The sequence below is a fragment of the Streptomyces broussonetiae genome, assembly GCF_009796285.1.
GTDB classification, from domain to species: Bacteria; Actinomycetota; Actinomycetes; order Streptomycetales; family Streptomycetaceae; genus Streptomyces; species Streptomyces broussonetiae.
Genome location: NZ_CP047020.1, coordinates 3,226,131 through 3,249,864, shown reverse-complemented (window position 1 = coordinate 3,249,864; position 23,734 = coordinate 3,226,131). Strand labels below are relative to the sequence as shown.

Below are 23,734 nucleotides of genomic sequence, written 5' to 3'. Positions count from 1 at the left end.
GATACGGAAGGGACGGCAGTGGTGTTCAACTCACGTCGGGTGTGAGCCAGTTCATGCGGAGAACCGGTGAACGGTTGTCGTCCGGTAGGTGCGGCCGGGGCGCAGCACGGTGGACGGGAACGTCGGCTCGTTCGGCGAGTCCGGGAAGTGCTGGGTCTCCAGGGCCAGTCCGTCGCCCTGCCGGTAGGTGCGGCCGGACGGGCCGACCAGGGTGCCGTCGAGGAAGTTGCCCGAGTAGAACTGCACACCGGGCTGGTCGGTGAAGATCCTCAGAGTGCGCCCGGAGCCGGGGTCGCGCAGCGTGGCCACGTGTTCGGGCCGCGCGGTCACGCCCTTGTCGAGCACGAAGTTGTGGTCGTAGCCCTTGGCGGTGACCAGCTGCGGGTGACCGGTGCGGATGTCCCGGCCGATCGGCTTGGGGCGGGTGAAGTCGAACGGGGTGCCCGTGACCTTCGCCAGTTCGCCGGTGGGTATCAGGCCCGCGTCGGTCGGCGTGAACCGTCCTGCGGCGAGCTGGAGTTCGTGGTCGTAGATGCTGCCGCTGCCCTCGCCCGCGAGGTTGTAGTACGTGTGGTTGGTGAGGTTGACGACCGTCGGCCTGTCGGTGGTGGCCTCGTAGTCGATCCGCCAGTCGCCGAGCGGGGTGAGGGTGAAGGTGACCTTCGTCCGCAGCGTGCCGGGGTAGCCCATCTCGCCGTCGACGCTGGTGTAGTACAGGTGCAGGCCGACGTGTGCGCCGTCGGTGAACGGCTCGACGTCCCACACCTTGGTGTTGAAGCCCTTGGCGCCGCCGTGCAGGCTGTTCACACCGTCGTTGACGGACAGCTGGTACTGCTTGCCGTCGAGGGTGAACCGGCCCTTCGCGATGCGGTTGCCGTAGCGGCCGATGGTGGCGCCGAAGTAGGTGGTCCCGGCCACGTACGCGGCGAGGTTGTCGTAGCCGAGCGAGACGTTCGCGTACCGGCCGTGCCTGTCCGGGATCTCCAGGGACTGGATGATGCCGCCGTAGGAGAGGACCTTGAGCCGCGTGCCGCCGTTCTCCAGCGACCAGCGGTGGACCTTGGTGCCGTCGGCGAGCGTGCCGAAGTACTCCTGCACGGGCCTGGCCGCGGATGCGGCCCGCGCGCCCGTCGCGGCGGCGGCTGATGTCGCCCTGCCGAGCGTGGTGGCGGCGACACCCGCCGCGGCGGCGCCGGCGAGGACGGTGCGTCTGTTCAGTTCCATGGGTACGGCTCCCTTTTCTGGACCCTCACGAACCGGACTTGCGCTTGTTCCACACGTCGAACCCGACCGCTGCCAACAGGGCCAGGCCCTTGATGACCTGCTGCCAGTCGGTGCCGACGCTGAGGAGGTTCATGCCGTTGTTCAGCACACCGAGGACGAGACCGCCGATGATGGCGCCGAGCACGGTGCCGACACCGCCGCTCATCGAGGCGCCGCCGATGAACGAGGAGGCGATGGCCTCCAGTTCGAAGCCGTCGCCCGCCTTCGGCGAGGCCGCGTTCAGGCGGGCGGCGACCACCAGACCCGCCAGGGCCGCGAGCACGCCCATGTTCAGGAACACCTGGAAGGTGATGCGCCTGTCCTTCACACCGGACAGCTTGGCCGCGGGCAGGTTACCGCCGATGGCGTAGATGTGGCGGCCGAAGACCGAGTTGCGCATGACGTAGCCGTAGCCGCCCACCAGGACACCGAGGATGATCAGGATGATCGGTGCGCCGTCGTAGCTGGCGAGCAGCATCGTCAGGGCGACGATCGCGGCGACCAGGGCGACGAGCTTGAGCAGGAAGAGGTTCTTCGGCACCACGTCGAGGGAGAACTCCCGCTGGCGGCGCCGGTCGCGCACCTCCTGCCACACCACCGCGGCGACCAGGACGATGCCGAGGAGCAGGGTGAGGTTGTGGTAGTTGGTGTTCGGACCGACCTCGGGCAGGAAGCCGTTGCCGATCTTCTGCAGGCCGTTCGGGAACGGGCCCAGGGTCTGGCCCTTGAGCAGGATCTCGGTGAGGCCGCGGAAGAGGAGCATCCCGGCGAGGGTGACGATGAACGACGGTATGCCGAAATAGGCGATCAGGAAGCCCTGTACGGCGCCCGCCGCCGCGCCCACCAGCAGACACAGCACCAGCGCGACGGGCCAGGCCACGCCGTGCTGCACCGTCAGCACGGCCGCGAAGGCGCCCACGAACGCCGTGATCGAGCCGACCGACAGGTCGATGTGCCCGGCGATGATCACCAGCATCATGCCGATCGCGAGGATCAGGATGTAGCTGTTCTGCAGCACCAGGTTGGAGACGTTGCGCGGCAGCAGCAGGTCGCCGCCGGTCCAGATCTGGAAGAGGACGACGATCAGACCGAGCGCGATCAGCATGCCGTACTGGCGCATGTTGCGGCGCAGGCCGCCGAGCACCAGCCGCAACAGGCCCTCGCCGGTGGCCGAGCCGTCCTTGCCCGGCGGCGCGGCGGCCGGGGTCTTGTCGGTGACGTCCGTGCTCATCGCGTTACCTCTTCGTCCTTTGCGTGGTCCGTCGCGTCCGTCGGGGCCTGGTCCTTCGTCATGTGGCGCATCAGCACCTCCTGCGTGGCCTCGGCCCGTGGCACCTCACCGGTCAGCCGTCCCGCGGCCATCGTGTAGATGCGGTCGCACATGCCGAGCAGCTCCGGCAGCTCGGAGGAGATGAAGACGACCGCCTTGCCCTGGGCGGCCAGCCGGTCGATGACCGTGTAGATCTCGTACTTGGCGCCCACGTCGATGCCGCGCGTGGGCTCGTCCAGGATCAGCACGTCCGGACCCGCGAAGATCCACTTGCTGAGCACGACCTTCTGCTGGTTGCCGCCGGACAACTTGCCGACCGGCTCGAACACCGTCGGCGCCTTGATGTTCATGGACGTCCGGAAGCCCTCGGAGACCTGCCGCTCCGCCTGCTCGTCCACCACGCCCCGCCGCGCGACCTTCTTCAGCGCGGTCAGCGAGATGTTCCGGTTGATGGTGTCGATGAGGTTCAGGCCGTAGTGCTTGCGGTCCTCGGTGACGTACGCGATGCCGTGCTCCACCGCCTGGGCGACGGACTTCGTACGGATCTCGGTGCCGTCCTTGAGGACCGTGCCGCCCGCGTAGCGGCCGTAGGTACGGCCGAAGACGCTCATCGCCAGTTCGGTGCGGCCGGCGCCCATCAGCCCCGCGATGCCGACGATCTCGCCCCGGCGGACGTTGATCGACACGTCGTCCACGACCTTGCGCTGCTGGTCGATGGGGTGGTGGACGGTCCAGTTGCGGATCTCCAGCGCGGGCGCCGCGCCCTCCTCGGCCTCGTGCGGGGTGCGCTCGGGGAAGCGGTGGTCGAGGTCGCGGCCGACCATGCCGCTGATGATCCGGTCCTCGGTCGTCGCCGGGGCCTTGACGTCCAGGGTCTCGATCGACCGGCCGTCCCGGATGATCGTCACCGAGTCGGCGACCCGGCGGATCTCGCCCAGCTTGTGCGAGATGATGATCGAGGTGATGCCCTGGTTCTTCAACTCGAGTATCAGATCGAGGAGTTGGCCGCTGTCCTCGTCGTTCAGCGCCGCCGTGGGCTCGTCGAGGATGAGCAGCTTCACCTCCTTCGACAGCGCCTTGGCGATCTCCACGAGCTGCTGTTTGCCCACGCCGATGTCGGCGACGCGGGTCTCGGGATGCTCGTCGAGGCCGACCCGGCGCAGCAGTTCGGTGCCGTGCCTGAGGGTCTCGTTCCAGTTGATGAACCCGCGCGTGGCGTGTTCGTTGCCGAGGAAGATGTTCTCCGCGATGGAGAGGTACGGCACCAGCGCCAGCTCCTGGTGGATGATGACGATGCCGCGCTGCTCGCTCGCCCGGATGTCCCGGAACCGGCACACCTCCCCCTCGAAGAGGATCTCGCCCTCGTAGGTGCCGTGCGGATGCACGCCGGAGAGCACCTTCATCAGGGTGGACTTGCCGGCGCCGTTCTCCCCGCAGATGGCGTGGACCTCGCCCCGGCGGACGGTCAGAGTGACGTCCGAGAGCGCTGTGACACCGGGAAAGGTCTTGACGATCGAGCGCATTTCCAGGACGGGTCCCGCCATGGTCGTGCCTTCCAATCAGTGTGGGGTCGCAGGGACGGTCGGGATCACTTGAGCTGGGACTCGGTGTAGTAGCCGCCCTTGACCAGCACGTCCTCGTAGTTGGTCTTGTCCACGCTCACCGGCTGGAGCAGGTACGAGGGGACGACCTTGGCGCCGTTGGTGTAGGTCGTGGTGTCGTTGACCTGCGGCTTCTTGCCGTGCAGGACGTCGTCGACCATGGTCACGGCGACCGCGGTCTCCTTGCGGCTGTCCTTGAAGACGGTCTGGGTCTGCTGACCGGCGATGATCGACTTCACCGAGGCCAGCTCGGCGTCCTGGCCGGTGATGACGGGCAGCGGGTTGCTGCCCGAGCCGTAACCGTCGGACTTGAGCGCGGAGATGATGCCGATGGAGATGCCGTCGTACGGCGAGAGCACCGCGTCGACCCGGCCGCTCTTGTAGGAGGCGGTGAGGATGTCCTCCATGCGCTTCTGCGCCGTGGTGCCGTCCCAGCGCAGGGTGGTGACCTGGTTCAGCTTGGTCTGGCCGGACTTGACGACCAGCTCCTTCTTGTCGATGTAGGGCTGGAGCACCTTCATCGCGCCGTCGAAGAAGTACTGGGTGTTGTTGTCGTCGTTGGAGCCGGCGAACAGCTCGATGTTGAACGGACCCTTCTTGCCGGCGTCCAGACCGAGCCTGTGGACGATGTAGGTGCCCTGGAGGGTCCCGACCTTCTCGTTGTCGAACGAGGCGTAGTAGTCGACGTTCTTGGTGCCGAGGATGAGCCGGTCGTAGGCGATGACCGGGATGTTGGCCTGGGCGGCCTCCTGGAGCACGTTGTTCAGGGACTTGTTGTCGATGGCCGCGATGATCAGGCCCTTGACGCCCTGCGTGATCATGTTCTCGATCTGCGAGACCTGGGTGCTCGGGTCGTCCTCGCCGTAGACCAGCTTGGTCTTGTAGCCCTTGGCCTTGAGGTTCTTGACCATGTCGGTGCCGTCGTTGATCCACCGCTCGGAGGACTTCGTCGGCATCGCGATGCCGATCGTGGCGCCCTTGACGTCGCCCGTCTTCTCCTTGCTGCCGCCCGAGCCGCTCTGCCCGCAGGCGGTGAGTATCAGGGCGAGCGAGGCGGCTCCGGCTGTTGCGGCGAGTGCGGCTCTGCGGTTGCGCATGGGGATCAGTCCTTGTCGTTCTCGTCGTTGGGAGGAGCGGACGCTTCGACGGGGAAGCGGTTCAGCGGGCCGGGCAGCCGGGAGCCGAGCGGCGCCATGTCGCCGTCTGCGCCGTGCCGGGCGAGCAGGTCCAGGGCGAGCCGGCCGCGCCGCACCCGCTCCCGGGCGGTGTCCAGGGTCACGTCCCGCAGATGGGTGCCCCACGGGTAGATGCCGGGAGCCTTGGACAGACCGAACTTGAGATAGAGCGGTGCGCCACGCCGGATCAGCTCGGCGACCTCGTACATCCGCACATAGCCGCCGAGGTCGTCGGGGGCCTCGATGTACATGTCCATGGGAGCGGCGGAGACCCGGCGGATCTCGGTGAGGTGGGCCGGGGTCAGATCGCTGGGCACGTTGACGGAGTCGGCGCCGAGGCGCTCGAAGACGGCGTACGACGCCGGGTTCACCGGGCCGACGAGCGCCGAGACCTTCAGGGTGGTGTCGGCCGGGATGATGCCGCCCTCGCGGGCCCGATGCAGGGTCCACAACACCCCCTCGTCGGCGACCAGCAGGCACCTGACGCCCAACTCGGTCGCCCGGACGGCGTCTTCGACACAGCCGGCCACGGCGTCGTGGCCCCGGGCGCGCAGTCCGGCCCCCCGCGAGTCGGAGCGCACCGAGCCGCCGATGTCCCAGGTGCCGCGCGGGCCGGTGAACAGGCAGAGTTCGATGTCGCGTGCGGAGGTCGCCTCGACCATCTCGGTGATCTCGGCGTCGGTGAGCATCCACACACCGCTGCCCTGGCTGATCCGGTGGATCGGCACGTCGAGGCGGGAGGACTCCTTCAGGACGACCGCCAGCGCCTCGGGCCCCTCGCACGAGGGGATCTCGGTGCGCCAGCGGCCACCGCCCGGGAAGCTGTGGGCGGAGGCGTCGGCGGGGTCGGGCGCGGGCGCGCCGAGGCCGAGAGCGGTAAGCACCGGCTCTCCGGGCCTGCGGACTCCCGGGGCGGAAGCGTCGGTCACAAGCTGTTCCTTCGCACTCAAGGCGTTCGATATCTCGGACATGGTTCGCGGCTCTGGGTGTGCCAAGGCCGTGGCTCCAAGGCCATGGCCTCGGGCCTTGGGGTACGCCGGTCAGGGCGCCGTCAGGTCACGCCCTGACCGGCGTACGTCTCTAGGGGCGGAGCAGCACCTTGCCCACCTTGGGATCGCCGGCCCCGACCAGCTCGATGGCCTGCGGGAACTCGGTCAGCGGCAGTTCGTGCGTGACCAGCGGCACCGGGTCCAGCAATCCGGCGCCGAACACCCGCACGGCGTGCGCCCAGGCATCGGGCGGTGCCCCGAAGACGGTGAACACCGCCAGCTGCCGTACGACGAGATCCGTCGGGTCGAGCCCGTCCGCGCCCGGCGCCGGGATCCCGGTCAGGACCAGTCGTCCGCCGCGCCGCAGCAGGGAGGCGGCGGTGCGTGCGGCGGACGCGGATCCGGCGGTCTCGATGACCACGTCGAAGTCGTCGGGCAGTGCCTGGTCCCTGGTGCGGAAGTCGGTGGCGCCGAACCGCCGGGCGAGGGCCTCGCGGCCGTTGCCGGTCCCGACCGCCAGCAGCTCGCCCGGCGAGATTGCCCTCAGGAACTGCACGGCGAACATCCCGAGCGTCCCGGTGCCGACCACCGCGACCCGTTCACCCGGCCGGGCGCCGCTCTTCAGGGCCGCCGCCGCGACACAGGCGGCGGGCTCCAGCAGCGCGGCGGCCGTGAGGTCGGCGTCGTCCGGCAGCGCGTGCAGCAGCCGGGCCGGCAGGGTGAGCGTGGCGGCCATGGCGCCCGGCAGGGTGAAGCCGGTCTCCTCGTAGCCGTCGGTGCACAGCGTGGTCTCGCCCGCGTGGCAGCGGTCGCACACCTGGCAGTTGCGAAAGCCCTCGCCGACGACCTTGCGCCCGACGAGCGTCCCGGGAACCCCGGCGCCCACGGCCCGCACCGTTCCCGACCACTCGTGACCCGGTGTCAGCGGGTAACGGACGTACCCCTCGGGCCGGTTGCCCTGGTACACCTCGCGGTCGCTGCCGCAGATGCCGACCGCGTGCACGGCGACCAGCGCCTCGCCCGGGCCGGGCGTGCGGGGCGTGTGCTCCTCGACCCGGTGGCTGCCCGGCGCCTCGACGACGACCTGGGAACCCCGGGAACTCACTTCGTCCCCTTGGGCTTGCGCTGCTCCCAGCCCTCGGCCCACAGGTCGAACCGGGCCTGCTGCTGCGGGAACTCGGCGGCGGCGTCGACATCCAGCTCGACCCCGAGGCCGGGCGCGTCGGAGAGGTGGAAGTAGCCGTCCACGACCTGCGGTGCGCCCTTGACCACCTTCTTGATCTCCGCGTCCGCGAAGTCGTTGAAGTGCTCGAGGATCTTGAAGTTCGGCGAGGTGAAGCCGACCTGGAGGGAGGCGGCGGTGAGCACCGGCCCGCCGACGTTGTGCGGCGCGAGCAGCATGTAGTGCGTCTCGGCCGTCGCGGCGAGCTTGCGGGTCTCCCAGATGCCGCCGATGTGGCCGACGTCCGGCTGGATGATGTCCACGGCCTGGCTGTCGAACAGTTCGCGGAACTCGATGCGGTCGTGGATCCGCTCACCGGTGGCGAGGGGGGTGTCCACCTTGGCGGCCACCTTCTCCAGCGCCTTGAGGTTCTCCGGCGGCACCGGCTCCTCCAGCCAGGCCGGCTGGAAGGGGGCCAGCTCCTTCGCCAGCCGGACGGCGGTGGCGGGGGAGAAGCGGCCGTGCATCTCCAGCATCAGCTCGGCGTCCGGGCCGATCGCGTCCCGCACGGCCTCGATGAGCGAGACGGCGTACAGGGTCTGTTCGTGGTCCAGCTCGAAGTGCCCGGTGCCGAACGGGTCGATCTTCAGCGCCCGGTATCCGCGCTCCATCACCCCTTGGGCGGCCTTGTGATACGCCTCGGGCGTTCGCTCGGTCGTGTACCACCCGTTGGCGTACGCCTTGACTTTGTCGGTCACCCTGCCCCCGAGCAACTGCCACACCGGCACGCCGAGCGCCTTGCCCTTGATGTCCCAGCACGCCATCTCCACGACCGCGATGCCGGACATGACGATCTCACCGGCGCGGCCGTAGTCGCCGTACTTCATCCGGCGTACGAGATCCTCGACGGCGAACGGGTCCGATCCGAGCACGTGATTGGCCTCGGCCTCCCGTAGATAGCCGATCAGCGCGTCGGTGTGACCGAGCATCCGGGTCTCGCCCACTCCCGTGATGCCCTCGTCGGTGTGCACCTGGACGTAGGTCAGGTTGCGCCACGGCGTGCCGACCACGTGTGTGCTGATTCCGGTGATGCGCACGGCAGTTGCCCCTCAACTGTTCGAAATTTCGTCACACGTTCGAAATGTTGGCGTGACAGTAAGGACGGGGTGGCGGGGGTGTCAATGGGGCGAACGGATAACGGTTTCGGCAAGTCTTTCGAGAATTCTTTCGCTGATCCACGAAACCTTCACAGGTGCCCCTAGGAACGTTACCGGCGGGGAATCTAGTCTTCCGGCGTCATGGACTACTGCCACCCGTGCCAACGGCACCTCAACGGCGCCCTGGCCTGCCCCGGGTGCGGAACACCGGCGCGCGCCGCGGCCGCGGAGACGACGGTCGCGTACGCCTACGCGGGCGCCGCCGAGACGGGCCGGACGCCGGGGTACGGCGGTGACGCCGCGGCGGAGAGCGGTTACCCGCCGCCCGCGGGCGGCCCTGCCCCGGCCGAGGACCACGGCGCCCGGGTGCCGGCCCAAGGGCGCGGCGCCGCGCAGGAGTACGGGCCCGCCGGAACGGGTGAGGCCCAGGAACCGGAGCCGGAACCGGAGCCGGAGCGTGAGCCGGGTGGCCGGGCCGCCCGGCGCAAGGGACGCGGCGCCGCGACCGCGAGCCCGGCCGGGTCGGACACCAGCCGCCGCGACCGCAAGGCCGCGGCCCACCGGCGCCGGCGTCGCCGTACCGTGCTGATCGCGGCGGGTCTCGCGCTGGCCGCGGGCGGGCTGAGCATCGCCGAACTGGGCACGGACGCCCCCTTCTCGCCCTTCTCGGGCGGCGGTCCGGCCACGTCCGCGGACACCGCGGCGGGCGGCGCCGCGGCCTCCGCGACACCGGGCGGCACGGCCCGGCCGGTGAGCGACACCTCCGGCGCCGCCGCGGGCGCCTCCGCCTCCACGGGCGCGTCGGCCTCCGCGTCCGCCAAGTCCGGCAGGGGCAGGGCCTCCAAGCCGCCCAGGGCCTCGGGGGCCGGCCGGACCGGCAGCTCGGCCCCGTCGGGCTCCGGCGCGACCCCGACGGCCCCGGCCGCCACGGCCACCACCCGTCCCTCGGCCCCTGCGACCGGCGCCCCGACGACGTCCGGCCCGACTCCGGCACCGTCCCCGAGCAGCACCTGCAAGCGCTTCCTGTGGTGGTGCACCTGAGCCCTGCCCCGCTTCCGCGTACCACCCCGCGCCCTCCGCCATCCGGGGCATCGATGACACCCACCGGCCCCCGGGGCGGTTGAGTCGAACAGGTACATCTCGCCGTACCGGTCTGGGGAACGTCCGGAGCGGGAACGGGCGTTGTGCAAGGAGGAGCAGCGAGAGCGGCTCAGGTTGAGGAGAGCGGATGAGTCAGGAGATCACCGTCCACGGCACGGTCGCCGGGGGCTTCGAGGCGGTGCGCGAGGAGTTCGCCGCGTTCGTCGCCGGGGAACGGGACGACTACGAGGGTCAGTTGTGCGCGTATGTGCACGGGCGGCGGGTCGTCGACCTGTGGGCGGGCGCCGAGGCGGACTCCCTGTACGGCGTGTTCTCGTCCACCAAGGGCGCGGCCCACCTCGTGGTCGCGCTCCTCGTGCAGGACGGCACGCTGGAGCTGGACCGCAAAGTGACCTACTACTGGCCCGAGTTCGGCGCCGAGGGCAAGGGCTCGGTGACCCTGAGGGAACTGCTGGCGCACCGGGCGGGCCTGGTCGGGATCGATGCCGGGTTCTCGCCCGAGGAGATGGCCGACGACCGGGCGATCGCCGAACGGCTCGCGGACCAGAAGCCGTTCTGGCGGCCGGGCACGGCCTTCGGCTACCACGCGCTGGTGATCGGCGCGCTCACCGGCGAGGTGGTCCGCAGGGCCACGGGACACACCCTGCAGGAGGTGTACGAGGAGCGGGTGCGAGCCCCGTACGGCACGGACTTCTACCTGGGACTGCCCGAGGCCGAGGAGCCCCGCTTCCGCACGGTGCAGCCGTACTGCCCGACCCCGCAGCAGCAGGCACTGATCGCGGCGGAGCCGACCGGCCCGCACACCCTGACCGCGATCGCCTTCAACCAGCACGTGGCGCGGCCGGCGACGCTGGACGGCTACGTCAACTCCCGCCGGGTGCGCGCCCTGGGACCGGCGTCCGCGGGCGGGGTCGCCTCCGCGCGCGGGCTGGCGACGATGTACGCGGCGGCGATCAGCGAGCTGGACGACCGCCCGCCGCTGCTGAAGCCCGACACGGTCGCGGAGGTGGGCCAGATCCACTCCGTGGGCTACGACCTGGTGGCCCGCGCGCACAAGTCGTACGGCCTCGGCTTCCAGGCGACGGCCGACATGTGGCACCCGGTCCTGGGCGCGGGCACCTTCGGGCACAGCGGCGCGGGTGGCACCCAGGCCTTCGCCGACCCCCGCAGCGGCCTGGCGTACGGCTACGCCCGTCGGCGGATGGTGTTCCCGGCCGGGGCCGCGCCGGAGAACGGGGGCTTCGTGAGAGCCGTGCACCGGGCGGCGCAGGCCGCCTGAGACAGGACGGCAGCCGCACCCCACGTCCAAGGATGCGGCTGCCGCAGTGGAAACGACGGTGGTCAGACCAGCGTCACGGTGATGTTGCCGCGGGTCGCCTTCGAGTAGGGGCACACCTGGTGCGCCTTCTCGACCAGATCGCGGGCCACCTCGGCGGACACGTTCGGGATGTCCGCGGAGATCTCCACGATGATCCCGAACCCGTCGTCGTTCTTGCCGATGCCGACCTTCGCGGTGACGGTCGAGCCGGAGACGTCGGCGCCTTCCTGGCGGGCGACGACACCGAGCGCCCCCTGGAAGCAGGCGCTGTAGCCCGCGGCGAACAGCTGCTCGGGGTTGGTGCCGGCGCCGTTGCCGCCCATCTCCTTGGGCGGGTTCACGACCACGTCGAGCTTGCCGTCGTCGGTGGCGACGCGGCCGTCACGGCCGTTCTCGGCGGTGGCGACGGCGGTGTACAGGACGTCGGAACGACCAATAGGGGTGCTGGGCATGCGGTTGTCTTCCTCCTCGGTCCGCCGCGACTCGCGCCCACGATCGACGACGGATTTCGGAATGAAGTTACCGCATGCCGGAAACAACGGGGAAGGCCCGTCGGGGCTCAGAGCTTGACGATCATCTTGCCGATGTTGTCGCCGCGCAGGACTCCGAGGAACGCCTCCAGGGTGTTCTCGATGCCGTCCACCACGGTCTCGCGGTACTGCAGCTCGCCCGAGGCGACCCACGGACCGACCTTCTGGACGAACTCGGGCTGCAGGTCGTAGTGGTCGCCGACCAGGAAGCCCTCGATGCGGCCCCGGGTCTGGATCAGTCGGGCGAGGTTCCTCGGGCCGGGGGCGGGCTCGGTGTTGTTGTAGACCGAGATCATGCCGCAGACGGCGATGCGGCCGCCCTGGTTGAGCGAGCCGATGGCCGCCTCCAGGTGGTCTCCGCCCACGTTGTCGAAGTAGACGTCGATGCCGTCCGGCGCGGCCTCGCGCAGCTGCTCGCTCACGGGGCCGTTCTTGTAGTTGAAGGCCGCGTCGAAGCCGTACTCCTCGACCAGCAGCTTGACCTTCTCGTCGGAGCCGGCCGAGCCGATCACCCGCGAGGCGCCGAGCAGCTTGGCGAGCTGGCCGACCTCGCTGCCCACGGCACCCGCGGCGCCGGAGACGAACACGATGTCGCCCTCCTTGAAGGAGGCGGTGCGCAGCAGACCCGCGTAGGCGGTCAGGCCGGTCATGCCGAGGACGCCGAGGAATGCCGAGAGCGGCACGTCCTGCGCCTCCACCTTCACGGCCGGTACGGCCGTCGGGCCCACCTTGACGGCGTGCTTCGCGTCCAGGGCCGCGTACTCGCGCCAGCCGAAGAAGTGCAGGACGTGGTCGCCGACCGCGATGCCCTCGGCGTTGGACTCGATGACCTCGCCGACTGCGCCGCCCTGCATGACCTTGCCCAGCTCGAAGGGGGCGGCGTACGACTTCGCGGCACTCATCCGGCCCCGCATGTAGGGGTCGACGGAGAGGTACTTGTTCCTCACCAGGACCTGGCCCTCCCCGGGGGTCGGGACCTCGGTCTCCACCAGGGCGAAGTCCTCGGGCTTCGGCCAGCCGACGGGACGGCTGAGCAGGTGCCACTCGCGGTTGATCATGACGGGCCTTCCTTGAGGGTTTCGTGCAAATACTTCAGTACCTGAAACAACAATGCGACTAAATATTTCATGATGTCAAGTAACCGGGTATCCTGGAGTCCATGTCGTCCACGCCATCGAAGACCCGCCGACCCGACGCCCTCACCCTGGAGGTCGTCGAGCTGATCGGCGACGTCGTGGCCCGCTTCTACGCGGACTACGAGAAGGCGGCGGGAGAGCACACCCTGACCGGCCCGCAGGCCAGGCTGCTCAGCCTGCTCTCGCTGGAGCCGCTGCCCATGCGCAAGCTCGCGCAGAAGCTCAAGTGTGAGCCGTCCAACGTGACCGGGATCGTGGACCGCCTGGAGGCCCGGGGGCTGGTCGAGCGCCGCCCCGACCCCGCCGACCGCCGGGTGAAGCTGGCCGCCGCCACGGACGAGGGCCTGCGCATGGCCAGGGACCTGCGCGAGGGCCTGCGCTTCGCCCGTGAACCCCTCGCCGGCCTCTCCGAGGACGAGCGCCGCTCGCTGCGCGACCTGCTGCGGCGGATGCTGGGCGACTGAGTCCACCGGTAAAGTTTTCGCCATGCGCGATCTCGGGGTGGGGTTCGGCCATCTGCTCAAGGGCCAGCACTGGGTGAGGCGGCACGGCAGGCAGTACGGCTTCGCACTGCTGCCCGGCCTGATCACCCTGGTCCTGTACGTGGCGGCACTGGTCGCGCTCGCCGTGTGGGGCGAGGACGCGGTCACCTGGACGACCCCGTTCGCGGACCACTGGTCCAGCCCCTGGCAGGGCCTGTTCCGCGGCTTCCTCACCGCCGTCCTGTTCGCCCTGGGCCTCCTGCTGGCCGTGCTCACCTTCACGGCCGTGACCCTGCTGGTCGGCCAGCCCTTCTACGAGAGCCTGTCGGAGAAGGTCGACGCCGACGTCTCGCCCGACGGCACCGCCCCGCACTCGCAGCTGCCGCTCTGGCGCGAGCTGTGGATCTCGGCCCGCGACAGCCTGCGCGTCCTGGTGCGGGCCGGCCTGTGGGGCGTCCTGCTCTTCGCCCTGGGCTTCCTGCCCTTCGTCGGCCAGACCGTGGTCCCCGTGCTCGGCTGCTTCGTCACCGGCTTCTTCCTCACCGAGGAGCTGACCGCCGTCGCCCTCCAGCGCAGGGGTGTCGGACTGCACGCCCGGCTCGCCCTGCTCCGCTCGCGAAAGACCCTGGTCTGGGGCTTCGGCACCCCGCTCGGCCTGGCCTTCCTGGTGCCGTTCGTCGCGGTGTTCCTGATGCCGGGGGCGGTGGCCGGGGCGACGCTGCTGGCCCGGGAGCTGCTGGGGGAGGAGAGCGGCGACGACTCCGCCGCGGACACCTCCGCCGCCGACGTCCCCCACGCCGCGCCGCGGTAGGCCCACCCGGGGCGGCTACTCCTCGCCCAGCAGCCGGAGAAAGTCCCGGAACGCGCCGGGCATGTCCACCGACTCCGGGTCCAGCAGCCACTGGTACTGCAGCCCGTCCATCACGGCGACCAGCAGCGGAGCGGTGCGTTCGGGGGTGAGGCCGTTGGGCAGACGGTCGCCGTACTCGGCGCGCAGCACCGCCGCCATGGACTCCCGGACCCGTGCGTAGCGCCGGGTGAAGTAACCCCGTGCCGGATGATCCTCCGTCACGCTCTCGCCGAGCAGCGCCGAGAAGGTCTGGATGATCGCCGGACGCATCGCGTTGTACTCGACCAGCGAGGCCAGCAGATCCACCCTCCACTGCGAGTCCGGCACCGCGTCCCACCGGTCCCGCTCCTGGAGCACGGCCACCAGCAGGGCGTCCTTGGTGGGGAAGTGGTGCAGCAGGCCCTGCTGGGTCAGCCCCACCCGCTCGGCCACCGCGGCCAGGCTCGCCCCCCGGTAACCACGCTCGGCGATCACCTCCAGCGCCGCCCCGACGATCTCCGCGCGCCGCTCCTCGCTCCTGACCCTCGCGTTCATGACGTCACCGTACGGCATGCGGAGGAGCGAAATGTAACGTCAAGATAACGAAACCTACCGATCTACAGGTGGCGGATGCAGGATGAGGAGGACACCAACGGGCTTGAGCGAGGAGGTACCGCCGTGGCGGAGACAGGCACGGACCGGGCGGACGCGGCACGAGAGGCGGTCGTGGAGGAGGCGCTGGCGCGACTCGGCCTCGACGCCAAGACCCGGCTGCTGGCCGGTCAGGACATGTGGACCCTGCCCGCCCTGCCCGAGATCGGCCTGCAGTCGCTCGTCATGTCCGACGGGCCGGTCGGCGTCCGGGGAGTGCGCTGGAGCGCCGACGACCCCTCCGTCGCCCTGCCCTCGCCGACCGCGCTCGCCGCCTCCTGGGACCCCGAACTCGCCCGCCGCGCAGGCGTGCTGCTCGCCCAGGAGGCCCGCCGCAAGGGCGTCCACGTGCTGCTCGCCCCCACCGTCAACCTCCACCGCTCCCCGCTCGGCGGCCGTCACTTCGAGGCCTACAGCGAGGACCCGTACCTGACCGGCGCGATCGGGACCGGATACGTCACCGGCGTCCAGTCCGGCGGAGTCGGCACCACCGTCAAGCACTTCGTCGCCAACGACGCCGAGACCGACCGCTTCACCGTGAACAACCGGGTCGGCGAACGCGCCCTGCGCGAGCTGTACCTGGCCCCCTTCGAGGCGATCGTCGAAAACGCCCGCCCCTGGGGCATCATGACCGCCTACAACCAGGTCAACGGCACGACCATGACCGAGCACCACCACCTGGTCAACGAAGTCCTGCGCGGCGAATGGGGCTTCGACGGCTTCAACGTCTCCGACTGGATGGCCGCCCGGGACACGGTCGGTGACATCAACGGCGGTCTCGACGTCGCCATGCCGGGCCCCCGGACCGTCTACGGCGCCGCCCTCGCCCGGGCCGTCCGCAACGGCAGGGTCGCTGAGGCCACCGTCGACGCCGCCGTACGGCGCGTGCTGCGGCTCGCCGCCCGCGTCGGGATCCTCGAGGGCGCCGCACCCGTCGTACCCGAACCGCCCGCGCCCGTCGACGGCGAGGCCCTGGCCCGCGAGATCGCCCGCCGCTCCTTCGTCCTCGTCCGCAACGAGCGCGCGGCCCTGCCGCTGCGGCCGAACGGCACCGTGGCCCTCATCGGCGCCGCCGCCCGCGACGCCCGCGTCCTCGGCGGCGGCTCCGCCACCGTCTTCCCGGCCCGGATCGTCTCCCCGCTGGACGGCCTGACCGCCGCACTTCCCGAAGGCACGCTCAGCTACGCGGTCGGCGCCGACCCGGCCACCGAACTCGCCGTCGCCGGCCAGGGGTTCACGCTCGAGGCGGTCTGCCGGGACACCGACGGCACCGTCATCGGCACCCGCTCCGCCCCCGGCGGGCTGATCCAGTGGATGGGCGCGGACCTCCCCGACGGCGTCACGTACGACACCCTGCACACCGTCGAGCTGACCGGTACCTTCACCCCGCGCGAGTCCGGCCCGCACACCTTCGGCATCAAGGGCACGGGCGCCTTCACGCTCACCGTCGACGGCACGACGTACTACGACGACGTCCAGCGCCCCGACAAGGACGGCCCCTTCGAGGCCCTCTTCGCCGCCCCCGTACCCCGCGCCCAGGCCGAACTCACCGCCGGCCGGCCGGTCGACGTCTCCCTCACCCACGTCGTCCGGCTCCCCGACGACATCCCCATGAAGGTCATCACCTTCGCGCTCGCCCACTGCGCGCCCCGGCGCGACCCCGACGAGCTGATCGCCGAGGCCGCCCGGGCGGCTCGGGGCGCCGACACGGCCGTCGTCATGGTCGCCACCACCGACCGCGTCGAGTCCGAGGGTTTCGACCGCACGGACCTGCGCCTGCCCGGCCGCCAGGACGACCTGGTCCGCGCGGTGGCCGCCGCCAACCCGAACACGGTCGTGGTCGTCAACTCCGGCTCCCCGGTGGAACTACCCTGGCGCGAGGACGTGGCCGCCGTCCTGCTGACCTGGTTCCCCGGCCAGGAAGGCGGCGCCGCCCTCGCCGATGTCCTCACCGGCGCCCACGAGCCCGGCGGCCGGCTCCCCACCACCTGGGGCTCCCTCGCCGACGCCCCGGTCACCCAGGTCGTCCCGAGCGACGGTCAACTCACCTATGACGAGGGCGTGTTCATCGGCTACCGTGCCTGGGAGAGGGCCGGTCGCACCCCGGCGTACGTCTTCGGGCACGGCCTCGGCTACACCGACTGGAGCTACGAGTCCCTCGAGGCCCGCCCGGAGGGCGACGGCACCGTCACGGCCCGCGTCCGGCTGCGCAACACCGGCGGACGGCCCGGCCGTGAGGTCGTCCAGGTCTACCTCTCCCCGGCCGAGCCCGACCCCGGGCGCCCGGCCCGCAGGCTCGCCGGCTTCGCCTCCGTCGAGTGCGGCCCCGGGGCGAGCGCCGAGGTGACGGTCGTCCTTCCGCGCCGCGCCTTCGAGATCTGGGACGAGGAGGCGAAGGCGTGGGTGTTTGTGAAGGGTTCGTACGAGATCGCCGCCGGACGCTCGATCGCGGACCACGGGCTCACCGCGCCGATTAACGTCTGATCCGGGACAAGTCCCCCCTCAGCAGCCCCGGTCCGGGACCTGACCCCTGGACCGGGGCTCGTCGTCCGTGGGTACGTATAGACTCCCGGCCCGCGAGCACAGCGGACACACCGGGTACGGGGGAGAGACATCGTGTATCCAGGCCAGCAGCAACCGCCGGGACCGTACGGGCAGCAGCCGCCGCCGGGACCCTACGGGCAACCGTCGCAGTACCAACAGCCTTACCCGCAGCCGTATCAGCAACCCCGGTATCGGCACCCCCAGTATCAACAGCCGCAGTACCAGCAGCCGTACGTCCCTCAGCAGCCGTACCCGCCGCACCAGCCGTACCCGCAGCCGGGGCACCCGCCCCAGCAGTACGCCCCCTCGCACGACCAGGAGGCCGGCGAGGGCCGCATGCGGCTGGATCCCAACCTCACGCCCCAACAGCGTGAGCTGGCCCTGAAGATCCAGGCGACGTCCAAGCCCATGGCCTACGGCATGGTGCTCGGCCTCCCGCTCACCTTCGGCGGCCTCCACTACGGCATCACGCGCCAGCCCCTCGGTTTCGTCGCCGCGCTCGTCGGAGTGGGGCTGCTGGCCTTCGGCGTCTACTCGCTGCTGCAGATGCAGGCACTCAAGCGGCAGCTGCGGCTCATCACGGCCGACGCCTGGCGCTCCCCGGCCGCGCACCTGCCCGGCGCCCGCAAGGCCGCCACCCAGGCCGCCTACCTCAACGGCGTGCTGGTCCTGCTGTCCCTCGCCGCGACCGGCTACCTGCTCTACAAGGGCGCCGGCTGGGGCGCGTACGGCAACTCCTTCGGCTTCGGTGCGCTGATGACCGCCGCCGCGCTGCCCTTCGGGATGGCGCTGGCCGCCGCGAGCACCATCCCGCAGTTGCTCCAGGTGATCCCGGCCGGCGCGAAGGTCGGACGGAGCCTGTACTCGATCATCTTCGTGCTGGCGACGACCGTGACCGGCGAGGGCATCAAGGGCCACGCCGTCGGCCCGGTCGTGGGCGGCGGCGCGACCCTGCTGATCTGCTGGGGCGCGATGTCCCAGCTGGGCAGGGCGGCGCAGCGGATGCGGGGCGAGAGGACCTAGCGAACCGAGAAGGCGTACACCGTCTCCGAGCGGAACACCTCACCCGGCCTCAGTACCGTGCTCGGAAAGCCCGGCTGGTTCGGGGAGTCGGGGAAGTGCTGGGTCTCCAGGGCGATGCCGTCGGCAGGGGCGAAGGGGGCCGGGAGGTGGTCGGCGGTGTAGAGCTGGAGGCCCGGTTCGGTCGTCGAGATCGTCAGGGTGCGGCCGGAGGCCGGGTCGTGGAGTTCGGCGGCCTCCTGCGCAGCCGCGCTCACACCCTTGTCGAGGACGAAGTTGTGGTCGTAGCCCGAGCCGGTCCTGCGGGTCTCGCGGAAGTCGAAACGGGTGCCGGTCACGTCCTGCAGGACGCCCGTGGGGATCAGGTCCGCGTCGACCGGGGTGAAGCGGGAGGCGGCGATCCGCAGTGCGTGGCCGCCCGCGTGGCCCGCGTCGTGGCCGGCCAGGTTGAAGTAGCCGTGGTGGGTGAGGTTGAGGACCGTGGGTGCGTCCGTCGTCGCCTCGTACCCGATGCGCAGCGCACCGGCCGCGTCCAGCGTGTACGTGGCCGACACCGACAGGCGGCCCGGGAAGCCCTCCTCGCCGTGCGGACTGACCCGGCTCAGCCGCAGGCCGTGATCGACCGGCCCGGCGTCCCACACCCGCTTGTCGAAGCCGCGGGCGCCGCCGTGCAGGGAGTTGGGGCCGTTGTTCGGCTCCAGGGCGTACACGACGCCGTCCAGCGGGAAGCGGGCGCCCGCGATGCGGTTGGCGTAGCGGCCGACGAGGGCGCCCAGGTACGGGTCCGGGTGCGCGAGATAGCCGTCCAGGGAAGGGAAACCCAGCACCACGTTCGCCGTGCGGCCCTCCCGGTCCGGGACCTGCAGGGAGCGCACGATCCCGCCGTACGTCAGGATCTCCGCGCGCGTCCCGGCGCGCTCCAGCGTCCAGCGGTGGACCTCGGTGCCGTCGGGAAGTGTGCCAAAAAGTTCAGGAGCGTGTTCAGTCATGTCGGAAATCATGGGGGAACCCTAGGTGACCGGTGTCCTGGACGCCCGGTCTCCTAGGCGGCCGGGTCCGGCGCCGTGATCGTCTTGTAGGCGATCGCCGCGAGCCGCGCCTGGCCGTCCTTGCTGGGGTGGAACCAGTCCCAGCGGCTGAGCTGGTCGGTGCCGAACTCGTAGTCGTATACCGCGCCTCCGTCGAAACGGCAGAGACGGTCCTGGGCGCAGACCTCCTTCAGCACCTTGTTGTACGCCACCACCCGCTCCTGCACCTGGTCCCGGCGCCGGGTGGCCACGTTCGTCAGGTCGTCCGCACCGGACAGCATCGACGGGCAGATGCCGAGCTTCCACACCTCCTTGCCCAGCGGATTGGTCCGGCCCTCGGACCACAGCCGCTTGAGGTTCGGCACACTCGCCACGTACACCTGCGTCTTCGGTGACGTCCTGTGCAGGGTGCGCAGCGCCTCCTCGAAGTCCGTGCGGAAGTCGGCCACCGGGGTCATCTCCGACGCCGACGTGCGGCAGGCGTCGTTCGCGCCCGCCATCACCGTCACCAACTGCGGGCCGCGTGCCGCCGCCTGGGCCATCTGGCCCGGCAGGTCCGCCATCCGGGCCCCGGTCACCGCGTAGTTCCAGCTGCGCCGTGCCGCGTCCGCCGCGCCCAGCAGCCGTACCGCGAGGCTGTCCACGTCGGCGTCGCTGCCGGTCGCCCACGACACCTCGGGGCAGTCGGACAGCACCATGCACGCGTCGAAGCCGCGGGTGATGGAGTCGCCGACCGCGGCGATCGAGTCCGGGCTGCGGTTCCACACCGGGACGGGCCTGGCGCCGCGCGCCTTGGTGCCCTCCGGCGTACCCGCGCCGCCCCCGGCGTCGCACCCGGCGACCCCCAGCACGCCGACCGCCACGACGGCGAGGGCGGCTCGCGTACGGCTGCCTGGCTTGCGCATCCTGTGCTGGTCCCCTCGTCGTCCCGAACCCGTACGTCCCGGTGGCTGTCGAACCGGGTCTTCCCGGTGCTCCCTCCCATAACAACGTGCGAGGGTTCCCGGCCGGGCCCCCGGGAACGGAGCACCCCCGTACAAGCGTCCCCCTGGGTGAATGGCAGAGGTTTCCTGGCGCCTGGACCGACGGTACGTCACACTCCTTGCGCCGCCTCAGGGTAGCCTCGCCATCAACGCGGCCGTCGCACCCACTGCCGCCAGCCAGACCGCAAGATGTCCCGCTCTGTCCGGAGGTTCCGGTGACGACACGTGGAGTTCTGTACGTGCACTCCGCGCCGCGCGCGCTGTGCCCGCATGTCGAGTGGGCCGTCGCCGGGGTACTCGGCACGCGCGTCAACCTCGACTGGATCCGGCAGCCCGCGGCCCCCGGCACCTGGCGCTCGGAGTTCTCCTGGCAGGGTCAGGCCGGCACCGCCTCCAAGCTCGCCTCCGCGCTGCGCGGCTGGCACCTGCTCCGCTTCGAGGTCACCGCCGAGCCCTGCCCGACCGCCGAGGGCGAGCGCTACAGCTGCACCCCCGACCTCGGCATCTTCCACGCCGTCACCGGCATCCACGGCGACATCCTCATCCCCGAGGACCGGCTGCGCGCGGCCCTGCAGCGCAGCCAGCGGGGCGAGAGCGACCTGGAGGCCGAACTGTCCAAGCTGCTCGGCAAGCCGTGGGACGACGAACTGGAGCCGTTCCGCTATGCGGGAGAGGGCGCACCGGTGCGCTGGCTGCACCAGGTGGTGTGAACACCGGGACATGAGGAAGGGCCCCCACCGGTGGGGGCCCTTCCTCATGCTCGGACGGTCACGCGTCTCACACGGTCCGGAACGCCAGCACCACGTTGTGGCCGCCGAAGCCGAACGAGTCGTTCAGCACCGCGATGCGGCCCTCGGGCAGCGGGCGGGCCTCGCCGCGCACGATGTCCGCGTTGACCTCGGGGTCGAGGTTCTCGAGGTTGATCGTCGGCGGAGCCGTACGGTTCACGAGCGCCAGGATCGACGCGACGGTCTCGATACCGCCGGCGCCACCGAGCAGGTGACCGGTCATCGACTTCGTCGCGGAGATCGCCATGTGGTCGACGTCGTCGCCGAACACCTTGCGCAGCGCCTTGATCTCGGCCACGTCGCCCTGGGGCGTCGAGGTGGCGTGCGCGTTCACGTGCGCGATCTCGGCCGACTTCAGGTCGGTGTTGTCCATCAGGTTCTGCAGCGCGTGCGCGATGCCGTCGCCGGACGGCTCGGGCTGCGTGATGTGGTGGGCGTCGGCGGAGATGCCCTGGCCGACCGCCTCGACGTAGACCCGCGCGCCGCGGGCCTTCGCGTGCTCCTCGGACTCCAGCACGATCACACCGGCGCCCTCGCCGAGCACGAAGCCGTTGCGGTCGGCGTCGTAGGGGCGCGAGGCGCCCTGCGGGTCGTCGTTGTTCTTGCTCATCGCCATCATGTTGCCGAACGCGGCGATGGGCAGCGGGTGGATGGCGGCCTCGGTACCACCGGCCACGACCACGTCCGCACGCCCGGTGCGGATCATCTCGATCGCGTACCCGATGGCCTCCGCGCCCGAGGCGCAGGCCGAGACCGGGGTGTGCACACCGGCGCGGGCACCCAGCTCGATACCGACGTTGGCCGCCGGGGAGTTGGGCATCAGCATCGGCACGGTGTGCGGGGAGACGCGGCGTACGCCCTTCTCCTTGAGGATGTCGTACTGGTCCAGGAGCGTGGTCACACCGCCGATGCCGGAGGCGATCACCGCACCCAGACGGTCGGGGTTCACGGACGCGTCCTCACCGGCCCTGGCGGTGAAACCGGCGTCCTTCCAGGCCTCCTGCGCGGCGATCAGCGCGAACTGTGCGGAGCGGTCCAGCTTGCGTGCCTGCGGCCGGGGGATGATCTCGGTCGGCTCGACCTTGATCTGTGCGGCGATGCGGACCGGCAGGTCCGCCGCCCACTCGTGCTCCAGAAGGCTGACGCCGGACGTGCCGGCGACAAGGGCGTCCCAGAACGACGCTGCGTCGCCACCCAGCGGTGTGGTTGCGCCGATACCGGTGACGACCACGGTGCGATTGGTCGGGCTCACGGGAATTCTTTCTCCAAGCGGATGCGGGATTCTACGGCGAAACACCGCCGGGTGGCGGGGCCTAGCAGTGGGACTGAGGGGTGGCTCAGGCCTGGTGCTTGAGGATGTAGTCGGTCGCGTCGCCGACGGTCTTGAGGTTCTTGACGTCCTCGTCCGGGATCTTCACGTCGAAGCGCTCCTCGGCGGCGACGACGACCTCGACCATGGACAGCGAGTCGACGTCCAGGTCGTCGGTGAAGGACTTGTCCAGCTGGACGTCCTCGACGGGGATCCCGGCGATCTCGTTCACGATCTCAGCGAGACCTTCGACGATCTGCTCCTGAGTGGCGGCCATGTTGGCGCTCCTTCTTGATGTTCCAGACGGTTTGTGGCAGTTGTCCCCCTACCGGATCGCATGATCCGGCACGGAGTGCCTAGGGGAGGGTAACGACCGTGGCGGCGTAGACGAGACCCGCCCCGAATCCGATGACGAGCGCGGTGTCGCCGCTCTTCGCCTCCCCGGTCGCCAGGAGCCGCTCCATCGCGAGCGGGATCGAGGCGGCCGAGGTGTTGCCGGTGGTGCGGATGTCACGGGCGACCGTGACGTGCTCCGGCAGTTTGAGAGTCTTCACCATCGAGTCGATGATCCGCACGTTGGCCTGGTGCGGGATGAAGACGTCCAGGTCGTCCGGGCTGATCCCGGCCGCGTCCAGCGCCTGCTGGGCGACCTTCGCCATCTCGAACACGGCCCAGCGGAACACCGCCTGGCCTTCCTGCGTGATCGCGGGGAACTTGACGTTGCCCTCGCTGTCCAGCGGGAGCTGCGACACGTCACCGAGCCGGAACCGGTCCCACGGGACGGTCTGCTTGATCGTCTCGGACTTGTCGCCCTCGGAGCCCCACACGGTCGGGCCGATGGCCGGCTCCTGCGAGGGACCGACGACGACCGCGCCGGCGCCGTCGCCGAACAGGAAGGCCGTGGCCCGGTCCTCCAGGTCGGTCAGGTCGCTGAGCCGCTCCACGCCGATGACGAGCACGTACTCGGCGGAACCTTCCACCACCATGCCCTTGGCGAGCGTCAGGCCGTAGCCGAAGCCCGCGCAGCCGGCCGAGATGTCGAAGGCGGCGGCCTTGTCGGTGCCCAGCTTGTCGGCGATCTCGGTGGCGACGGCCGGGGTCTGGCTGAAGTGCGAGACGGTCGAGACGACCACGGCACCGATCTGCTCGGCGTCGATGCCGGCGTCCGCGATCGCCTTGCCGGCGGCCTCGACGGACATCGCGGCCACGGTCTCCTCGGGGCCGGCCCAGTGCCGGGTCTCGATGCCGGAGCGCGAGCGGATCCACTCGTCGGACGAGTCGATCTTCTCGAGGATCACCTCGTTGGGCACCACCCGGGTCGGCCGGTAGCCGCCGACCCCGAGGATGCGCGCATACGGGGCGCCCTTGCTGGGCTTGATCTTCGCCATCTACGGCTCC

General features: G+C 70.6%; 22 protein-coding genes. 7 read left to right on the top strand and 15 right to left on the bottom strand.

All coding sequences use genetic code 11. The features are described from left to right. Positions 1-51 precede the first annotated feature (51 nt). The 7 genes from GQF42_RS15040 to GQF42_RS15010 all read right to left on the bottom strand — a co-directional run bounded on the left by GQF42_RS15040 (position 52) and on the right by GQF42_RS15010 (position 8,557). Positions 52-1,224, bottom strand: coding sequence for an aldose epimerase family protein (locus GQF42_RS15040; RefSeq protein WP_158920133.1), 1,173 nt, complete (start codon positions 1,222-1,224; stop codon positions 52-54). Positions 1,225-1,249: 25 nt separating this feature from the next. Further along, positions 1,250-2,494, bottom strand: coding sequence for a multiple monosaccharide ABC transporter permease (gene mmsB, locus GQF42_RS15035; RefSeq protein WP_158920132.1), 1,245 nt, complete (start codon positions 2,492-2,494; stop codon positions 1,250-1,252). Beyond that, positions 2,491-4,077 (bottom strand): multiple monosaccharide ABC transporter ATP-binding protein, encoded by a 1,587-nt coding sequence (mmsA, locus tag GQF42_RS15030; RefSeq protein WP_158920131.1) that lies wholly within the window; start codon positions 4,075-4,077, stop codon positions 2,491-2,493. Before mmsA ends, mmsB begins: the two co-directional genes overlap by 4 nt. Before the next feature lie 44 nt (positions 4,078-4,121). Beyond that, positions 4,122-5,231 (bottom strand): multiple monosaccharide ABC transporter substrate-binding protein, encoded by a 1,110-nt coding sequence (gene chvE / locus GQF42_RS15025; RefSeq protein WP_158920130.1) that lies wholly within the window; start codon positions 5,229-5,231, stop codon positions 4,122-4,124. 5 nt (positions 5,232-5,236) lie between these two features. Continuing rightward, on the bottom strand, positions 5,237-6,238 hold the full coding sequence (locus GQF42_RS15020) for a hypothetical protein (protein WP_158920129.1): 1,002 nt from the start codon (positions 6,236-6,238) through the stop codon (positions 5,237-5,239). 151 nt (positions 6,239-6,389) lie between these two features. Further along, complete coding sequence (locus GQF42_RS15015) at positions 6,390-7,403, bottom strand: zinc-dependent alcohol dehydrogenase (RefSeq protein ID WP_158920128.1); 1,014 nt, start codon at positions 7,401-7,403, stop codon at positions 6,390-6,392. Further along, entirely contained in the window at positions 7,400-8,557 is a 1,158-nt protein-coding gene (locus GQF42_RS15010) for a mandelate racemase/muconate lactonizing enzyme family protein (protein WP_158920127.1), read from the bottom strand. The genes GQF42_RS15015 and GQF42_RS15010 overlap by 4 nt, the downstream gene beginning before the upstream one ends. A gap of 201 nt (positions 8,558-8,758) precedes the next feature. On the opposite strand from GQF42_RS15010, the gene GQF42_RS15005 reads away from it, so the two are divergent. Together GQF42_RS15005 and GQF42_RS15000 are read left to right on the top strand one after the other, a co-directional pair. Further along, positions 8,759-9,658 (top strand): SCO2400 family protein, encoded by a 900-nt coding sequence (locus GQF42_RS15005; protein ID WP_158920126.1) that lies wholly within the window; start codon positions 8,759-8,761, stop codon positions 9,656-9,658. A 187-nt stretch (positions 9,659-9,845) separates the two neighbouring features. Next, on the top strand, positions 9,846-10,997 hold the full coding sequence (locus tag GQF42_RS15000) for a serine hydrolase domain-containing protein (protein ID WP_158920125.1): 1,152 nt from the start codon (positions 9,846-9,848) through the stop codon (positions 10,995-10,997). Between the two features lie 62 nt (positions 10,998-11,059). Here the strand turns inward: GQF42_RS15000 and GQF42_RS14995 are convergent, their stop codons facing one another. Both GQF42_RS14995 and GQF42_RS14990 read right to left on the bottom strand, forming a co-directional pair. Beyond that, positions 11,060-11,488 (bottom strand): organic hydroperoxide resistance protein, encoded by a 429-nt coding sequence (locus tag GQF42_RS14995; protein ID WP_158920124.1) that lies wholly within the window; start codon positions 11,486-11,488, stop codon positions 11,060-11,062. Between the two features lie 107 nt (positions 11,489-11,595). Further along, a complete protein-coding gene (locus GQF42_RS14990; protein WP_158920123.1) occupies positions 11,596-12,624 on the bottom strand; it encodes an NADP-dependent oxidoreductase in 1,029 nt (342 codons plus the stop codon). A gap of 101 nt (positions 12,625-12,725) precedes the next feature. Between GQF42_RS14990 and GQF42_RS14985 the strand changes: the two genes are divergently transcribed. Next, positions 12,726-13,166 (top strand): MarR family winged helix-turn-helix transcriptional regulator, encoded by a 441-nt coding sequence (locus GQF42_RS14985; protein WP_158920122.1) that lies wholly within the window; start codon positions 12,726-12,728, stop codon positions 13,164-13,166. Positions 13,167-13,188: 22 nt separating this feature from the next. Further along, positions 13,189-13,995 carry an EI24 domain-containing protein gene (locus GQF42_RS14980; RefSeq protein ID WP_158920121.1) on the top strand — a complete coding sequence of 269 codons (807 nt, stop codon included), beginning with the start codon at positions 13,189-13,191 and terminating at the stop codon, positions 13,993-13,995. 15 nt (positions 13,996-14,010) lie between these two features. On the opposite strand, the gene GQF42_RS14975 is transcribed toward GQF42_RS14980, so the two are convergent. Continuing rightward, positions 14,011-14,586, bottom strand: a complete 576-nt coding sequence (locus GQF42_RS14975; protein ID WP_158920120.1) for a TetR/AcrR family transcriptional regulator — start codon at positions 14,584-14,586, stop codon at positions 14,011-14,013. A gap of 57 nt (positions 14,587-14,643) precedes the next feature. On the opposite strand from GQF42_RS14975, the gene GQF42_RS14970 reads away from it, so the two are divergent. Continuing rightward, complete coding sequence (locus GQF42_RS14970; protein WP_158920119.1) at positions 14,644-17,148, top strand: beta-glucosidase H; 2,505 nt, start codon at positions 14,644-14,646, stop codon at positions 17,146-17,148. 132 nt (positions 17,149-17,280) lie between these two features. Then, positions 17,281-18,231 carry a hypothetical protein gene (locus GQF42_RS14965; protein ID WP_158920118.1) on the top strand — a complete coding sequence of 317 codons (951 nt, stop codon included), beginning with the start codon at positions 17,281-17,283 and terminating at the stop codon, positions 18,229-18,231. On the opposite strand, the gene GQF42_RS14960 is transcribed toward GQF42_RS14965, so the two are convergent. Both GQF42_RS14960 and GQF42_RS14955 read right to left on the bottom strand, forming a co-directional pair. Next, entirely contained in the window at positions 18,228-19,217 is a 990-nt protein-coding gene (locus GQF42_RS14960; RefSeq protein WP_158920117.1) for an aldose epimerase family protein, read from the bottom strand. The genes GQF42_RS14965 and GQF42_RS14960 overlap by 4 nt on opposite strands. 53 nt (positions 19,218-19,270) lie before the next feature. Then, complete coding sequence (locus GQF42_RS14955) at positions 19,271-20,161, bottom strand: SGNH/GDSL hydrolase family protein (RefSeq protein ID WP_158920116.1); 891 nt, start codon at positions 20,159-20,161, stop codon at positions 19,271-19,273. Between the two features lie 293 nt (positions 20,162-20,454). Between GQF42_RS14955 and GQF42_RS14950 the strand changes: the two genes are divergently transcribed. Beyond that, the gene (locus GQF42_RS14950; protein ID WP_158920115.1) at positions 20,455-20,949 is read left to right on the top strand and encodes a DUF3145 domain-containing protein; all 495 of its coding nucleotides are present in this window, start codon (positions 20,455-20,457) and stop codon (positions 20,947-20,949) included. Between the two features lie 67 nt (positions 20,950-21,016). Here GQF42_RS14950 and fabF read toward each other — a convergent pair whose 3' ends face one another. From fabF to GQF42_RS14935, 3 genes are all read right to left on the bottom strand, one after another. Then, a complete protein-coding gene (gene fabF / locus GQF42_RS14945; protein ID WP_158920114.1) occupies positions 21,017-22,279 on the bottom strand; it encodes a beta-ketoacyl-ACP synthase II in 1,263 nt (420 codons plus the stop codon). Positions 22,280-22,364: 85 nt separating this feature from the next. After that, positions 22,365-22,613: an acyl carrier protein gene (locus GQF42_RS14940; RefSeq protein ID WP_158920113.1), complete on the bottom strand. Its 249-nt coding sequence runs from the start codon at positions 22,611-22,613 to the stop codon at positions 22,365-22,367. Between the two features lie 79 nt (positions 22,614-22,692). After that, positions 22,693-23,724 (bottom strand): ketoacyl-ACP synthase III, encoded by a 1,032-nt coding sequence (locus GQF42_RS14935; RefSeq protein ID WP_158920112.1) that lies wholly within the window; start codon positions 23,722-23,724, stop codon positions 22,693-22,695. Between the last annotated feature and the right edge of the window lie 10 nt (positions 23,725-23,734).

Bases quoted from the DNA above. Each gene is read 5' to 3' on its own strand.
- GQF42_RS15040 (WP_158920133.1), bottom strand. From the start codon at position 1,224: ATGGAACTGAACAGACGCACCGTCCTCGCCGGCGCCGCCGCGGCGGGT.
- mmsB (WP_158920132.1), bottom strand. From the start codon at position 2,494: ATGAGCACGGACGTCACCGACAAGACCCCGGCCGCCGCGCCGCCGGGC.
- mmsA (WP_158920131.1), bottom strand. From the start codon at position 4,077: ATGGCGGGACCCGTCCTGGAAATGCGCTCGATCGTCAAGACCTTTCCC.
- chvE (WP_158920130.1), bottom strand. From the start codon at position 5,231: ATGCGCAACCGCAGAGCCGCACTCGCCGCAACAGCCGGAGCCGCCTCG.
- GQF42_RS15005 (WP_158920126.1), top strand. From the start codon at position 8,759: ATGGACTACTGCCACCCGTGCCAACGGCACCTCAACGGCGCCCTGGCC.
- GQF42_RS15000 (WP_158920125.1), top strand. From the start codon at position 9,846: ATGAGTCAGGAGATCACCGTCCACGGCACGGTCGCCGGGGGCTTCGAG.
- GQF42_RS14995 (WP_158920124.1), bottom strand. From the start codon at position 11,488: ATGCCCAGCACCCCTATTGGTCGTTCCGACGTCCTGTACACCGCCGTC.
- GQF42_RS14990 (WP_158920123.1), bottom strand. From the start codon at position 12,624: ATGATCAACCGCGAGTGGCACCTGCTCAGCCGTCCCGTCGGCTGGCCG.
- GQF42_RS14985 (WP_158920122.1), top strand. From the start codon at position 12,726: ATGTCGTCCACGCCATCGAAGACCCGCCGACCCGACGCCCTCACCCTG.
- GQF42_RS14980 (WP_158920121.1), top strand. From the start codon at position 13,189: ATGCGCGATCTCGGGGTGGGGTTCGGCCATCTGCTCAAGGGCCAGCAC.
- GQF42_RS14975 (WP_158920120.1), bottom strand. From the start codon at position 14,586: ATGCCGTACGGTGACGTCATGAACGCGAGGGTCAGGAGCGAGGAGCGG.
- GQF42_RS14970 (WP_158920119.1), top strand. From the start codon at position 14,644: ATGCAGGATGAGGAGGACACCAACGGGCTTGAGCGAGGAGGTACCGCC.
- GQF42_RS14960 (WP_158920117.1), bottom strand. From the start codon at position 19,217: ATGACTGAACACGCTCCTGAACTTTTTGGCACACTTCCCGACGGCACC.
- GQF42_RS14955 (WP_158920116.1), bottom strand. From the start codon at position 20,161: ATGCGCAAGCCAGGCAGCCGTACGCGAGCCGCCCTCGCCGTCGTGGCG.
- GQF42_RS14940 (WP_158920113.1), bottom strand. From the start codon at position 22,613: ATGGCCGCCACTCAGGAGCAGATCGTCGAAGGTCTCGCTGAGATCGTG.
- GQF42_RS14935 (WP_158920112.1), bottom strand. From the start codon at position 23,724: ATGGCGAAGATCAAGCCCAGCAAGGGCGCCCCGTATGCGCGCATCCTC.